Genomic DNA, 13,100 nt, shown 5'->3' with positions numbered 1-13,100 from the left:
GAGGAGCACCCGGCAGCGCAGCGAACGGGTTGCGCGCCGTCGAGGCGGGGCTAGAGGGCCGCGACGCCCCCCCCCGCCACTACGGAGCCGTCAAGGCTCAACGCCGCCGCGCCTCACGCGCGGCGACCATTGGCGGGATGCGAAGAGCAGCCCGCCCGGCCCGTCCAAGGCGGGGCGAAACGCGTCATGCGATCGTGACGGCTATGCCGACGAGACGCCGCAAGGTGGCTCGGCTGGAGCGGCAGCGGAAGTAGAGCGCGGTCAGGCCGTCAGGGCTGGGACGCAGTTGTCCCTATAATCGCGTCGATCTGTGTTCAGAATTCGATCGTGCCTTCGTCCACCGAACCATCGAAATACACGTCCTTGATGTGGACGGAGGTTGGAGTGAGAGCGCTGAAGGTAGTCGTGGATCCACGCCCAGACCAAGCTCCGGGACCTGTTCCCGGGCCTCCTTCATCAATCATCCGCGTGCGAATGACATCGCCTCTGACCATGCAATCGTAGTCAAAATGTTTGCCGTCGTCGCGGGTATAGCTGAGACGGACGAGGCCATCTGTCGAGAGTGACGCTGCCATGCCTTCGGTCGCGCGTCCAACAGTGAAGGCCTGACCAGCCTTACAAACGCGCACAAGGTCATCGGCATTAAGTCGTGCCACGGGCGTTGGGGTATCGTCTGGCGCTGACGAGGAGTTGTTTTCTACAGGATTGTCGGCTTCCTGAGGCTGACAGCTAGAAGTGAGGCCGGCATCGCAATATGCATCTTTCTCATAACTGAGTTCTCGGTTCCGCGAGCGATTTAACATTTCTACTGTTAACTCGTGAACGTGCATGTAGCTAGGCCACATTCACGTCGGTCGTTCATGACCCGCTATGGCCAAACTTGGGTCGCAGAACCGTCGCCCCGTCGCGCAGCTGGTCGATATGGTCCGACCAGTGCTGCATCATGCGAACGCGCTCGTCCCAGTACTGGCCGCGCGCATAGGCGCGGCGAATGGAATTGCCATCGGCATGGGCGAGCTGGCGTTCGATCGCATCGGGATTCCAGCAGCCCATTTCGTTGAGCAGGGTTGCGGCCAGCGCCCGAAACCCGTGGCCGGTCATTTCGTCCTTGCCGTAGCCGAGCCGCCGGAGCGCGGCGTTGATCGTGTTGTCCGACATGGGGCGCTCGACGGAGCGCAGCGAAGGGAAAAGGAAGGGGCTGTAATCGGCGTCGTGCTCAATCTCGTTCAAGATGCCCAGCACCTGAAGCGACAGTGGAACGGCATGAGGGCGTCGCATCTTCATCTTGTGGGCCGGGATCGTCCAGACCCGCTTCTTGAGGTCGAACTCCTTCCATTCGGCCCAGCGCAGTTCGCCTGGACGGACGAAGACGTGCGCGAGCAAACGCAGCGCGGTTCGAGTGAGGGCATAGCCGTCGTAGGTGTCGATGGTGCGCAGGAGTGCACCGGCCTCGACCGGTGTGGTAATCGCAGCCCGGTGGGTCGTTTTCGGAGTGATAAGCGCGCCGCGCAGGTCCGTAGCGATATCGCGCTCGGCACGGGCGGTCGCGATCGCATAACGAAAGACCTGGCTGGCGGCAGTGCGCGCGCGATTGGCGGTGTCGTACCGCTTCGAGGCCTCGATCTTCTTGAGCGCGAGGAGCAGCTCATGCGGAGTGATTTCGGCAATCGGACGCTGGCCGAGCGCGGAATAGAGCTTGGCGAGAAGCCAGCGCGACTTCTTGATCGTCATCGCCGCTGCGCCCTCGGCACCGATCTTTTCCAGCCACTCGTTCCCAACGGCCTCAAACGTATGCGAGGCGGCGAGGGTCTTTGCGATCTTTTCCAGCTTGGCCTGCTCGATCGGGTCCGTTCCATCGGCGATGAGGCGCCTTGCGTCGAGCAGACGTGTCCGCGCTTCGCCCAGAGGCAGCTCAGGCCAACGGCCGAAGTTGATAGTTTTCTGTTTTCCGAGAATGCGGTAGTTCATTCTCCAGGACTTGGTGCCGCTCGGTTCGATCTGTAGATAGAGCCCGTCGCGGTCGCTGAGCTTGTAGGCCTTGTCCCTGGGTTTTGCACGCGACACACAGGCCGCATTTAGCCCGGATTTCTGCCGGTTTCCGTAGGACATGATGGTAGCTCCCGATTACTTTGGCGGGACAACCATCAAATCTACCATCATTTTGGTGAGATTTAGTGAAATGGCCCGAACCTGACGGAGCCATAATACCACTCAAAAACCGCAGAAAACAGCCAGTTTTGGGGTGCTTTCAGACCTGCTGAGAAGCAAAAATGGAGGCCCGAGCCGGAATCGAACCGGCGTATACGGATTTGCAGTCCGCTGCGTCACCACTCCGCCATCGGGCCTTCGGTGTGGAGGAAGCGCCAGTAACAACGGATGGCGGCTTGCGCAATGGCTTTTCGGCGCGAAAACGATGCTGGGTCGAATTCTTTCGCAGGTTCCTGTGCAAATGCCGGTTTTTCGGGCCATGTACCGCGCGTTGGTGGGGCGGGAGGCTTGCACGCGCGGGGGCGGCTGCGCCATCGTGACAGGGCACATAACGTGTGTGGGCGGCAAGGAGCGCGCAAGCATGATCCTGGGTGTGGTGCTGGCGGGAGGCCAGTCGCGGCGTTTCGGCACGGACAAGGCGCTGGCGCGCTTTGCGGGCGAAAGCCTGCTGGAAAGAGCGGTCGCGCAGTTGCAGGCGTGGTGTGACGAGGTTGTCGTCGTGGGCCGGGAGGATGCGCCCGTGGCGGTTCTTCCCGATTGGCCGCGCGCCGGGATGGGGCCTCTGGCGGGTCTTGCCGGGGCCTTGCGGCACGCGCAAGAGCAGGCGTTTGCCTCCGTTCTCAGCGCGCCGGTGGATTGTCCGCTTCTGCCCGACGACCTGCTGGCCCGGCTTTCGCCCGCGCCCGCCTTCCTCCTGGACCAACCGGTGATCGGGCATTGGCCCGTCGCGGCGTTCGCGGCGGCAGATGCGATCCTGATGGGAGAGGGGCGCCGCTCGATGCGGCGTCTGGCCGAGAGTATCGGGGCGCGCGCGGTCGCCTGCGAGGGGCCGTTGGCCAACGTCAATACGCCGGAGGACCTGGCCGCGCTCTTGCCGCGCTGAGCAGATGGGTTTGTATGTCTCGGGGCGAGGTAGGTGATGTGCTGTCCAGGGGGCCGGGGGAGCCCATGGACAGGGACATCACGGTCTGGTGTCAGTTCGTCAGGCTCGGGCTTGCCGACGACATGGCATGTGGCCTGGAGTACGTGCCTGCGCTCCGGCTCTCGTCGCGGGAAAGGCCATGCGTCTGCGGGTTGCGCAGCGAATAGCCGCCGCCCGGGATCGTCTCGATCAGGTCGCGGATGCCGACATGCGCAAGCTTGCGGCGCAGGCGCGACATATGCACCGCGATGCTGTTCGTCTCGGGCACAAACCCCATGCGCCACACATCGTGGATCAGCGATTGCTTGCTGACCGGTCGATCGATGTTCTCCGCCAGTCGCCAGATCAGGGCGAATTCCCGCGGATTGAGATTGAGCGGGGTGTCTTCGTGGTAGCCTTCGCGCGCGAGTAGGTCGAGGTGAAGGCGACCGATGCGGCGCACGCGCGGAAGGCTCTTGACCGCTTCCAGCAGCAGTCGCCCCCGCGCGTCGAGTTCCTCGAGGCAGACATCTGCCGGAATGGCATCGCCGATGCCGACGTGGAGCAGGTCGGCGCGCGCCCGGCTCGAATCGACATCGATCACCATGATCGATTTCCTGCAGGTCCAGCTCAACGCGGCGCCCGCTTCGCTCTCGCATAGGGCCTCGTAGGCAGCGAGATCCATGAGGCTGAGGGTGCCCTGACCGGGTTCGGCCGAACCGTCGCACGCCACGAGGTTCCAGCCCCGTATCCGCAGATCGTGGCTGGCTGGAAGCGGCTCCGCGCCCAACCAGCGGAATGTTCTACTGTTAACCTTCGTACTATGGGCCTGCGCCATGTGTGTCCCCCCAAACGCAAAGTTTCACTGCGGTCTCTCTCGAAGGCACAGTGGGTGCGATGGGGGGAAGCAACAACTGCAAAATATTACAGGTAGCAGTACCTATATCTTCGCAAGCGCATGATTCTACGAAGTTGTGGTGCTGTTGACGCCCTTGCTGTTCAGGAAGCGCTTGATGTTGCGCGCGGCCTGGCGCAGGCGTTGTTCATTCTCAACCATTGCGATGCGCACGAAACCTTCGCCGTCCTCGCCATAGCCGACGCCGGGGGCCACGGCGACTTCCGCCTCGGTCAGAAGTTGCTTGGAGAATTCGAGGCTGCCCATGTCCCTGAGCGCGGGGGGGAGCGGCGCCCAGGCGAACATCGAGGCCTTGGGGCTGGGGATCTCCCATCCGGCGCGGCCGAAGGCCTCGACCATCACGTCGCGGCGCTTCTGGTAGAGCTGGCGGTTCTTCTCGACGATGTCCTGCGGGCCGTTGAGCGCGGCGCAGGCCGCCGCCTGGATCGGGGTGAAGGCACCGTAGTCGAGGTAGGACTTCACGCGGCTCATCGCCGCGATCAGCTTGGCGTTGCCCACCGCAAAGCCCATGCGCCAGCCCGCCATCGAATAAGTCTTCGACATCGAGGTGAACTCCACCGCGACGTCCTTGGCGCCGGGCACCTCAAGGATCGAGCGGGTCGGATTGCCGTCGTAGTAGAGCTCGGAATAGGCAAGGTCGGACAGGATCCAGACCTTGTTCTCCTTCGCCCAGGCGACGAGGCGCTCGTAGAAGGCGAGGTCCACCGTCTCGGCGGTCGGGTTCGAGGGGTAGTTCACCACCAGGATCGAGGGGCGCGGGACGGTGAAGGCCATCGCGCGGTCGAGCTGCTCCCAGTAGTGCTCGTCGGGCGTGGTCGGCACCGAGCGGATGGTCGCGCCCGCGATGATGAAGCCGAAGGTGTGGATCGGGTAGCTGGGGTTGGGGGCCAGGACCACGTCGCCGGGCGCGGTAATCGCGGTGGCGAGGCTGGCGAGACCCTCCTTGGAGCCCATCGTGACGACGACTTCGGTCTCGGGATCGACGTCGACGCCGAAGCGGTTGCCATAGTAGTTGGCCTGGGCGCGGCGCAGGCCCGGAATGCCCTTGGACTGCGAATAGCCGTGCGCGTCGGGCTTGCGCGCCACTTCGCACAGCTTGTCGATGACGTGCTGCGGGGGCGGCAGGTCGGGGTTGCCCATGCCCAGGTCAATGATGTCCTGTCCCGCTCGCCGGGCCGCGTGACGCATCGCGTTGACTTCGGCGATAACGTAGGGCGGCAGGCGCTTGATGCGGTAGAACTCGTCTTCCATGACCTATCTTCTAAAATCCGTGTCTGTGGGCGGCGGGAATGCCTAGCGCCCCTCTAGTGGATAACGAAGCCCACGCAAATGGGTCTCTTGCGCAAATTTTGTTGCGCGCGCCGCAGGGGCGGTTTGCCGCAGCGCCCGTGCAAAGCCCCTCGACAGGTCCGCTGCAATGCCGCAGACAGACAGGACCCAGTGCCCGAGGGGCGCAGCGCGAGAGACGGGGAAGGAGCTGGCCGCATGGCGCACGACGCCACTGATTTTCTGAGCGAGATCCTGCAGAACCAGACGAAGGGGATGACCGAGCTGTTCGGGCTCCTGGCGCCCCAGGAGGGCAGCGCGCACGCCGAAAGCGTGGTGCATTGGGCCGAGATCGCCGAGCGTATGCAGACCATCTGGACCGACTACCAGGTCGAGCAGTTCCAGGGCGGCGGCAAGGGCAGTGCCGGGCATTTCAGCGATCCGCTCAAGTGGATCGGCACGCTCGAATCGGTCATGCGCCTCCTGCCCCTGTCGCAGCCCGAGGTGCAGCAGCGCCTGTGGACGCAGGGGCTCGAACTCGCGCAGGCGGTGCTCGCGCGCTACGGCATCGGCGAGCATGCCCACGTCGCCAGTGAGGCAGGCGCCGGGGATGCGCCCGAACTGCCGCTGAGCGATGCGCGCTTCGGGGCCGAGGAGTGGCGTTCCACCCCCTTCTTCGCGCTCATCCACCAGCTTTACCTCATGTTCCGGCAGGAGTTCATCGGTCTTGCCGAGGCGACCGAGGGGATGGAGCCTGCGCGCAAGGCGCAGCTTCTGTTCGCGACGCGCGCGCTCGTCGATGCGCTGAGCCCGGCCAATTTTCCGCTGACCAACCCGGTCGCCATGACCGAGGCCAGCCGCACCGGGGGCGAGAGCCTGGTGCGCGGTTTCCAGAACTTCGTGGAGGACCTGCGCAAGGGGCAGCTCACGCACACCTCGCCGGGCTTCTTCACGCTGGGCGAGAACATCGCGGTGACGCCGGGCAAGGTGGTCCACGAGACGCCGCTGTTCCAGTTGATCCAGTACACGCCGACCACCGACGAGGTCATGGAGACGCCGCTCGTCATCTTCCCTCCGTGGATCAACCGCTTCTACATCCTCGATCTCAACGCGCGAAAGAGCTTCGTGCGCTGGGCGGTCGAGCAGGGTATCACCGTGTTCATGGTGTCCTGGAAGTCGGCCGACGAGACGATGGCCGACGTCGTCTGGGACGATTATATCGCCGCGCAGATCGAGGCGATCGAATTGGTGCGCGCGCGCCTCAAGGTGCCGTCCGTCCACACCATCGGCTACTGCGTGGCCGGGACCACGCTGGCCGCGACGCTGGCGCTGCTGGCGCGGCGCGGCGAGGCGGACAAGGTGGCGAGCGCCACCTTCTTTACAGCCCAGGTCGATTTCGAGGAGGCGGGCGACCTCAAGAACTTCGTCGACAGCCAGCAGATCGACAATCTCGCGCTGCTCTCGCCCGAGGGCTATCTTGACGGGCGCTACCTGGCCGCGACCTTCAACCTGCTGCGCGGCAACGACCTCATCTGGAACTACGTCGAGAAGAACTACCTGAAGGGCGAGGCGCATCCCGCCTTCGATTTGCTCCACTGGAACGGGGATGTGACCAATCTGCCGGCGCGCTGGCATCAGGACTACCTGCGCGATCTCTATCGCGACAACCGGCTGGTCGTGCCGGATTCGCTCAAGGCGCTGGGCGAGCCGATCGACCTGCACCGCATCGTCACGCCCTGCTACATCCAGGCGGGCCGCGAGGATCACATCGCGCCGCCCGAAAGCGTGTGGAAGCTGACCCGCTACCTTGCCGGGGACTGGACCTTCCTGCTGGCCGGCTCCGGGCACATCGCGGGCGTGGTCAATCCGCCCTCGGCCAACAAGTACCAGTACTGGACCAATGGCAGCGATGTGCAGGACCTCTCCGAATTCATCGCCGGGGCCACGGAGACGAAGGGCAGCTGGTGGCCGCACTGGGCTGCATGGCTGCAGGCCCGCACGCCGGACGAAGTCCCCGCACGCGGCAAGCGCCGTCCGGGCGGGCGCGGGGATACGGTGCTCGAGGATGCGCCCGGTCGCTACGTGATGGCTCGCTGAGCGCACGCCCTTCAATTCACCGGGTGAAGGAACCAGAGGCGCCGGCTATGGGTTAACTTTCTGACACCTTCGCCAATCCATGCTGCAATGCGATGGATTGCATGCGAACTGGAGGCAGTCGACCTTGACGGCAGGGGGCTTGAAGCGTATTGTGCACTGCAACAAAGGATGTTCGGGCACGCTCTTCAAGGCAGCTTTTCGAATGCTTTGAGTATCTTCCGGACGTGACGCTGCACGAGAGGCTGGATTCGCGGGATGGCTGAAAACGAAGTTCCGAAAAGCGAAGATGCGCCCAAGGTCGATGTTTCGGCCAAGGCGGACGAAACCAAGGTGGCACCGGCTCCCGTAGCCGCCCCGGAACCTGCGGCAAAACCCGCTCCGGCCCCCAAGGTCGCAGCAAAGGCTCCGGCTCCGAAGGCTCCGGCACCCAAGGCTCCCGCGGCAAAGAAGCCCGTGGCCAGGAAGGCGGCGCCCAAGAAGACCGCAGCGACGAAAATTCCGGCGAAGGCTGCAGCTGCTCCTAAGACGAGCGCGCCCGCGCCCAAGAAACCGGCCGCTCCCAGCGCGCCGAAACCGACTGTCACCAAGGCTGAAGAGAAGCCGGCGAAGGCCGGGGCAAGCCCGAAGGTGGCGAAACCCAAGGCGGCGCCCAAGACCGCTCCTTCATCAACTGCTCCCGCGTTTGCCGGGCTACTCAACAACTTCATGCTCGAGGATACGACAATGGACATGAGCGCTAACTTCACCAGCTTCCAGGACGCGATGGCACAGGCCCAGAGCAAGGCCAAGGAAGCCTTTGAGAAGGGTACGTCGATGATGGGCGAAGCATCCGATTTCACCAAGGGTAACGTCGAAGCAATGATGGAATCGGGCAAGATCTTTGCCGAGGGCATGCAGAGCTTCGGTTCGGAAATGGTCACCGAAGGACGCTCGGCGTTCGAGACCATGTCGGGGGACATCAAGGAACTCGCCGCCGCCAAGTCGCCGACCGACTTCTTCAAGCTCCAGGGCGACATGGTCCGCAAGAACTTCGACACCGCCGTGGCGACCAGCTCGAAGAACAGCGAAGCCATGCTCAAGCTGATGAGCGATGCCTTCGCCCCGCTTTCGGGCCGCGTCAGCATGGCCATGGAAAAGGCGCGCAAGGCCACTTCGGCCTGATCACGCCTTTTACGCTAACGGCTTGACGGGGATGGGGTTTTGGCCGTGTCCCCCTCTCGCCGTGGCGCATATACTCGGACCCGGCCAAGGGAGCGTCTTGTAGAAAGAGGCTCCCTTTGCGATATTCAGGCTCTATGGCTTACCCCTTCGACGATTCCCTGTTGCACCGCGTATCCCCTCTTGTCGCCACCGGGGCGGGGGAGGACGGACCCGGTACAGGTGACGACGATCAGGTCGGCATCGCTACCAAGACGCGTGCCAAGCCCAAGAAGCCGAGCCAGTTCAAGGTCCTGATGCTGAATGACGACTACACGCCGATGGAGTTCGTCGTGATGGTCCTCAAACGCTTCTTCCACATGGACCTCGAGCAGGCCACCCGCGTGATGCTTCACGTCCACCAGAAGGGTGTCGGCGTCTGCGGGATCTTCCCCTATGAAATCGCGGAAACCAAGGTGAACCAGGTGATGGATTTCGCCCGGCAGAACCAGCATCCGCTCCAGTGCACGCTGGAAAAGGCCTGAGCGGCCAGGTTTCCCAGTTCTCGTGCGGTTTGGCCTCGCTGGGTATGGCCGCACGCGTGGGGCAGGGAACGCGCGCGGCGCACGTTCGTTGGACATGTCCTTTCCCTTTCGGGGTTCTCGACATGCCTCCCGTGTACATCCCTTTTGCCTGGAACGCATCGCGGCGCGCGCAGCGGGCTCGACAATTCGCTTTTCCCGAGGCGAACGAGCCGTTAAGGCCCATGGCGAACCCGGCGCTGTGATGACGACTACGTGAAATTTCTGAACGCCATAGACCGCTATATCCTGCGCCTCGTGCTCATGCCGATGCTGGGCATCTTCGTGCTCGCCGCCTCGCTGCTGGTGCTCGACAAGATGCTGCGCCTGTTCGACTTCGTGGCAACCGAAGGCGGTCCGGTGGGCGTTGTCTTCAAGCTTCTCGTCAACATGCTGCCCGAGTATGCGAGCCTGGCGATCCCGCTCGGCCTCATGCTCGGCATCCTGCTCGCCTTCCGCAAGCTCGCGACTTCGAGCGAACTCGACGTGATGCGTGCGGTGGGCCTCAGCTACACCCGCATGCTGCGTGTGCCCTACATGATCACGCTGGTGCTGGTGGGGGTGAACTTCGCCATCGTCGGCTACCTCCAGCCGCTCTCGCGCTACTACTACGAAGAGCTCAACTACGAGCTGCAGTCGGGCGCGCTCGGCGCCTCGATCAAGGTCGGTGAGTTCACCACGCTGGAGGACCGCATTGCCCTGCGCATCGATGCCAGCGAGGATGAGGGACGCCGCCTCATGGGTATCTTCGCGCGCGTTGCCAACTCCAAGGGCCAGGTGCTTTCAATCTCGGCGCGCGAGGGCCGCTTCATGGCGCTCCAGGGCTCGCCCGACACGATCATCCTGCGTCTTGAAAACGGTCAGATCATCCAGGACATGCCCGGCGATGCGCCGCGCGTCCTCTCCTTTACCCGGCACGACCTGCCGATCGACCTGCCCGCGATCGAGAACTTCCGCCAGCGCGGCGGTCAGAGCCGCGAGTACCTGCTGCCCGAACTGATGCAGCTGGGCTGGAACAAGGACAGTCCGCAGACCGCCGAGGAGCGCGCCTCCAGCAAGGCCAACTTCAACTACCGCATGGTCGAGGTGGTGATGATGCTGCTGCTGCCGCTGCTGGCCGTGGCGCTCGCGATCCCGCCCAAGCGCTCGACCTCCTCGCTCGGCCTGTTCGTGTCGATCGTGATCATCGTCGCCTACCACAAGGTCAACCAGTACGCGAGCGACGTCGCCGCGCTCGGCCGGATCGATCCGGTGATCGGTCTTTGGGGACCGTTCCTCGTGCTCGCCGGGCTGATCCTGTGGATGTATTACCGCGTGGCCTACGTACCCGGCGGCCAGGCCATCGGCTGGCTGGAGAAGGGCTTCGAGATGCTCACAAAGCGCCTGAAGTCGCTTCTGCGCCGCCGTCGTCGCAGCCACGGCCCGGTCCTGCCCGAGCCGCAGGACCAGAATTGAGATGCAGTTGGAATTCTTCCCCTCGCGCACGCTGACGCTCTATCTTGCGCGCCTCTTCGTGACCCGCATCGCGGCCATGCTGGTGATGCTGGTCCTGGTGCTCCAGGTGCTCGACCTCCTGGGGGAGAGCGGCGACATCCTGGCCTATCCCAGCAATGGCGAATCGCAGCTTCTCTACTACGTCTCGCTGCGCGTGCCGCAGCTGATCGCGCGCTTCCTGCCCTATTCGGTGCTGCTGGCGACGATCATCACGCTGGCCACGCTCAACCAGAACAGCGAAGTCATCTCGATGAAGGCGGCGGGGCTCTCCGCGCACCAGATCCTGGCGCCGCTCCTGATGAGCGCGACGGTGATCGCCGGGATCAGTTTTGTCTTCAACGAGCGGGTGGTGACCCGTGCGACGGCCACGCTCGATGCCTGGAGCTCGGTCGACTATGGCCCGGTGCCCGAGGATTCGGGCGTGCGCAGCAACATCTACCTCGCCGATGGGCAGGACCTGATGACCGCGCGCACGATGACGGGCGAGGGGGCGGGCCTGATCCTCAACGGCGTCACCTTCTACGCGCGCGATGAGAATGACATGATCGTCCAGCAGGTGCGCGCGGATCGCGCGACTTACGCCAATCCGGGCTGGAAGATGACGAACGCGACCGTCTTCGAGGTGGAGACCACCACGACCACGCAGGTCCCCGCGGTGATCGTCGCCAAGGACGTGTCGCCGGGCAAGGTGACGCTGTCCAAGGTCGATGCCAATTCGCAGGACATCTTCACGCTCAGCACCTCGATCGAGGCGCTGCGCGTCGCCGGGCGCCGGACAAGCTCGCTCGAAGCGGCCTGGTGGCACAAGATTTCCGGGCCCATGGCCTCGATCCTGATGCCGCTTCTGGGCGCGGTGGCAGGCTTTGGCCTGGCCCGTTCGGGGCAACTCCTGATCCGCTCGATCGCGGGCATGGCACTTGGCTTTGCCTACTTCGTACTCGACAACGCGGCGCTCGCGATGGGCAACTTCGGTGGCTACCCCCCGCTAGTTGCGGCCTGGGCGCCGTTCGTCCTCTTCGCTCTTATCGGCGAGGCGGTGCTGGTGCGGACCGAAGAATAGAACCAGTACAGATTCAAGGGGCCATCGCCCCTTGACCCCAAAATGGGCGACCTCACCTTTCTCGCCTGCCGTTGGCGTGGGCAAGGTGAGCTAGACAGTTTTGGGAGCCCGAGGGCGATGGCCCTCGGATCATTCCATTCCTTAAAGCCACAAAAAAGCCGGCGGTGCGCCGGCTTTTTCGTATCTCAGCGCCGCGACATCGTCCCGCGCACGAGCCGCCCGAGGAGCGGCAGGAGGCCGGGGTAGCTCGCCTTCTCGTAAGTCGATCCCAAACCCAGGTGGGCGCTCAGGCGCCGGTGGCACTCGGTCAGCGAGTGGTAGGGCATCGAGGGCAGCAGGTGGTGCAGCGCGTGGAAGCGCAGGCCGACGGGCGCCCAGAGCGGCGAGAGGAAGCCGGGCGGGGGCACGTTCACCGAATCGAGGTACTGTGCGGTCAGAGTCATCTCCTCGCCCTCGTTCTCCCACAGGTGCGCGACCAGCGTGCGGACCTGGTTGAGGAAGGCGGTGAGCGAGACCACCGAAAGGGCGATGAGGAGCGGGCGCCAGCCGTAGGTGTAGCTGGCGGCAAGGACGGCGATGGCCCAGAGAGAGCAGCCCAGCTCCTGCCAGAAGACCATGCGCGCAAAGTCGCCCTTGGGCTTCTCGCGGCGGTAGCGGGGGTTGATAGCGAGCGCGGAGGCGCGCTCCCACACCAGCGTACGCAGCGGCGGGATGATGACGCCGAGCGGCACCAGGATGGCCGAGCGGATGAGCAGGGCCGGCGGCAGCAGGATCGCCGTCAGGGCAAAGACCGGCAGGCTCCAGGGCTTCATCAGCGCCAGTGGCAGGTACTCGGGATCGGCGATGGTGCCGTAGCGCTTGCGCGAATGGTGCTGCGCGTGGACGCCCTCGTACATGAACGAGGGGATCAGCATCGGGATGCCCACCAGGAGGTTCCAGCCAAAGCGGAAACCCGGCAGGGCATCGCGGTGCATGTGAGTGATCTCGTGGATGAAGAGGAGCGCGCGGTAGAGCGCGATCGCGGCGAACAGGCCCAGCGCCACGGCAAGAATGGTGTTCTCCACCAGGATCGCGCCCGCCAGCGCGGCGTAACCCAGCGCGGCCGAGCCGAGCATGTCGGGCCAGTAGATTTCGGGCCGGGCCTTGGCGATGTCGCGCGTCAGCTGGGCAGCGGCGCGCAGCATCGCGCGGTCCTCGGGAATCTGGGCATGCCAGCTCCCGACTGTTCCCGGCGCGACGGCACGCACGTGCGCCTGTGCGGGCGCGGCGGCGGCGCCTTCACAAGGCTGCGGGTTCACTTCAAGGGCTTCCTGGGCACTCATTTCATCAATTCCACTTGTGACCTTCGCGAGGTCGGGGCGATCCGGGGGCGGAAACGGGCGCCTTTCGCCTTTGGCGTGCACAGCCTCACCGTGTACGCCGCTTGACAAGAGACCGGTT

The 13,100-nt window shown here is 64.3% G+C and carries 12 protein-coding genes and 1 tRNA gene; 6 read left to right on the top strand and 7 right to left on the bottom strand.

Going from position 1 to position 13,100, the window contains the following annotated elements:
* Positions 1-314: 314 nt before the first annotated feature.
* The 3 genes from LC060_RS07475 to LC060_RS07465 all read right to left on the bottom strand — a co-directional run bounded on the left by LC060_RS07475 (position 315) and on the right by LC060_RS07465 (position 2,345).
* Complete coding sequence (locus LC060_RS07475; RefSeq protein ID WP_226634120.1) at positions 315-830, bottom strand: hypothetical protein; 516 nt, start codon at positions 828-830, stop codon at positions 315-317.
* 28 nt (positions 831-858) lie between these two features.
* Positions 859-2,109, bottom strand: coding sequence for a tyrosine-type recombinase/integrase (locus tag LC060_RS07470; protein WP_226634118.1), 1,251 nt, complete (start codon positions 2,107-2,109; stop codon positions 859-861).
* A gap of 162 nt (positions 2,110-2,271) precedes the next feature.
* Positions 2,272-2,345, bottom strand: a tRNA-Cys gene (locus LC060_RS07465).
* 224 nt (positions 2,346-2,569) lie between these two features.
* On the opposite strand from LC060_RS07465, the gene LC060_RS07460 reads away from it, so the two are divergent.
* Positions 2,570-3,091, top strand: a complete 522-nt coding sequence (locus tag LC060_RS07460; RefSeq protein WP_226634116.1) for a molybdenum cofactor guanylyltransferase — start codon at positions 2,570-2,572, stop codon at positions 3,089-3,091.
* Positions 3,092-3,182: 91 nt separating this feature from the next.
* Here LC060_RS07460 and LC060_RS07455 read toward each other — a convergent pair whose 3' ends face one another.
* Together LC060_RS07455 and LC060_RS07450 are read right to left on the bottom strand one after the other, a co-directional pair.
* Positions 3,183-3,947, bottom strand: coding sequence for a winged helix-turn-helix domain-containing protein (locus LC060_RS07455; protein WP_226634114.1), 765 nt, complete (start codon positions 3,945-3,947; stop codon positions 3,183-3,185).
* A 126-nt stretch (positions 3,948-4,073) separates the two neighbouring features.
* The gene (locus LC060_RS07450; protein WP_226634112.1) at positions 4,074-5,276 is read right to left on the bottom strand and encodes an LL-diaminopimelate aminotransferase; all 1,203 of its coding nucleotides are present in this window, start codon (positions 5,274-5,276) and stop codon (positions 4,074-4,076) included.
* A gap of 234 nt (positions 5,277-5,510) precedes the next feature.
* On the opposite strand from LC060_RS07450, the gene LC060_RS07445 reads away from it, so the two are divergent.
* Positions 5,511-7,388, top strand: coding sequence for a PHA/PHB synthase family protein (locus LC060_RS07445; protein ID WP_226634110.1), 1,878 nt, complete (start codon positions 5,511-5,513; stop codon positions 7,386-7,388).
* 185 nt (positions 7,389-7,573) lie between these two features.
* Here LC060_RS07445 and LC060_RS07440 read toward each other — a convergent pair whose 3' ends face one another.
* Positions 7,574-8,119, bottom strand: a complete 546-nt coding sequence (locus tag LC060_RS07440; protein ID WP_226634108.1) for a hypothetical protein — start codon at positions 8,117-8,119, stop codon at positions 7,574-7,576.
* Between LC060_RS07440 and LC060_RS07435 the strand changes: the two genes are divergently transcribed.
* The 4 genes from LC060_RS07435 to lptG all read left to right on the top strand — a co-directional run bounded on the left by LC060_RS07435 (position 8,118) and on the right by lptG (position 11,660).
* Complete coding sequence (locus tag LC060_RS07435) at positions 8,118-8,549, top strand: phasin family protein (RefSeq protein WP_226634106.1); 432 nt, start codon at positions 8,118-8,120, stop codon at positions 8,547-8,549. The two genes, LC060_RS07440 and LC060_RS07435, sit on opposite strands and share 2 nt — an antisense overlap.
* Positions 8,550-8,683: 134 nt before the next feature.
* The gene (gene clpS, locus LC060_RS07430; protein ID WP_213503289.1) at positions 8,684-9,070 is read left to right on the top strand and encodes an ATP-dependent Clp protease adapter ClpS; all 387 of its coding nucleotides are present in this window, start codon (positions 8,684-8,686) and stop codon (positions 9,068-9,070) included.
* Positions 9,071-9,322: 252 nt separating this feature from the next.
* Positions 9,323-10,561 carry an LPS export ABC transporter permease LptF gene (gene lptF, locus LC060_RS07425; protein WP_226634104.1) on the top strand — a complete coding sequence of 413 codons (1,239 nt, stop codon included), beginning with the start codon at positions 9,323-9,325 and terminating at the stop codon, positions 10,559-10,561.
* 1 nt (position 10,562) lies between these two features.
* Positions 10,563-11,660 carry an LPS export ABC transporter permease LptG gene (lptG, locus tag LC060_RS07420; RefSeq protein ID WP_226634103.1) on the top strand — a complete coding sequence of 366 codons (1,098 nt, stop codon included), beginning with the start codon at positions 10,563-10,565 and terminating at the stop codon, positions 11,658-11,660.
* A 185-nt stretch (positions 11,661-11,845) separates the two neighbouring features.
* Here lptG and LC060_RS07415 read toward each other — a convergent pair whose 3' ends face one another.
* Positions 11,846-12,982, bottom strand: a complete 1,137-nt coding sequence (locus tag LC060_RS07415; RefSeq protein ID WP_226634101.1) for a fatty acid desaturase family protein — start codon at positions 12,980-12,982, stop codon at positions 11,846-11,848.
* Positions 12,983-13,100: the final 118 nt, after the last annotated feature.

This window comes from Novosphingobium profundi, from assembly GCF_020524485.1.
Taxonomy (GTDB): domain Bacteria; phylum Pseudomonadota; class Alphaproteobacteria; order Sphingomonadales; family Sphingomonadaceae; genus Novosphingobium; species Novosphingobium profundi_A.
This window is presented reverse-complemented; position numbering and strand designations above follow the sequence as displayed.

What these genes read in the sequence shown, in the direction of transcription:
- LC060_RS07445 (WP_226634110.1), top strand. Translation starts at nt 5,511, where the DNA reads ATGGCGCACGACGCCACTGATTTTCTGAGCGAGATCCTGCAGAACCAG.
- LC060_RS07475 (WP_226634120.1), bottom strand. Translation starts at nt 830, where the DNA reads ATGCACGTTCACGAGTTAACAGTAGAAATGTTAAATCGCTCGCGGAAC.
- LC060_RS07460 (WP_226634116.1), top strand. Translation starts at nt 2,570, where the DNA reads ATGATCCTGGGTGTGGTGCTGGCGGGAGGCCAGTCGCGGCGTTTCGGC.
- LC060_RS07470 (WP_226634118.1), bottom strand. Translation starts at nt 2,109, where the DNA reads ATGTCCTACGGAAACCGGCAGAAATCCGGGCTAAATGCGGCCTGTGTG.
- LC060_RS07455 (WP_226634114.1), bottom strand. Translation starts at nt 3,947, where the DNA reads ATGGCGCAGGCCCATAGTACGAAGGTTAACAGTAGAACATTCCGCTGG.
- lptG (WP_226634103.1), top strand. Translation starts at nt 10,563, where the DNA reads ATGCAGTTGGAATTCTTCCCCTCGCGCACGCTGACGCTCTATCTTGCG.
- clpS (WP_213503289.1), top strand. Translation starts at nt 8,684, where the DNA reads ATGGCTTACCCCTTCGACGATTCCCTGTTGCACCGCGTATCCCCTCTT.
- LC060_RS07415 (WP_226634101.1), bottom strand. Translation starts at nt 12,982, where the DNA reads ATGAGTGCCCAGGAAGCCCTTGAAGTGAACCCGCAGCCTTGTGAAGGC.
- LC060_RS07440 (WP_226634108.1), bottom strand. Translation starts at nt 8,119, where the DNA reads ATGTCCATTGTCGTATCCTCGAGCATGAAGTTGTTGAGTAGCCCGGCA.
- LC060_RS07435 (WP_226634106.1), top strand. Translation starts at nt 8,118, where the DNA reads ATGAGCGCTAACTTCACCAGCTTCCAGGACGCGATGGCACAGGCCCAG.
- LC060_RS07450 (WP_226634112.1), bottom strand. Translation starts at nt 5,276, where the DNA reads ATGGAAGACGAGTTCTACCGCATCAAGCGCCTGCCGCCCTACGTTATC.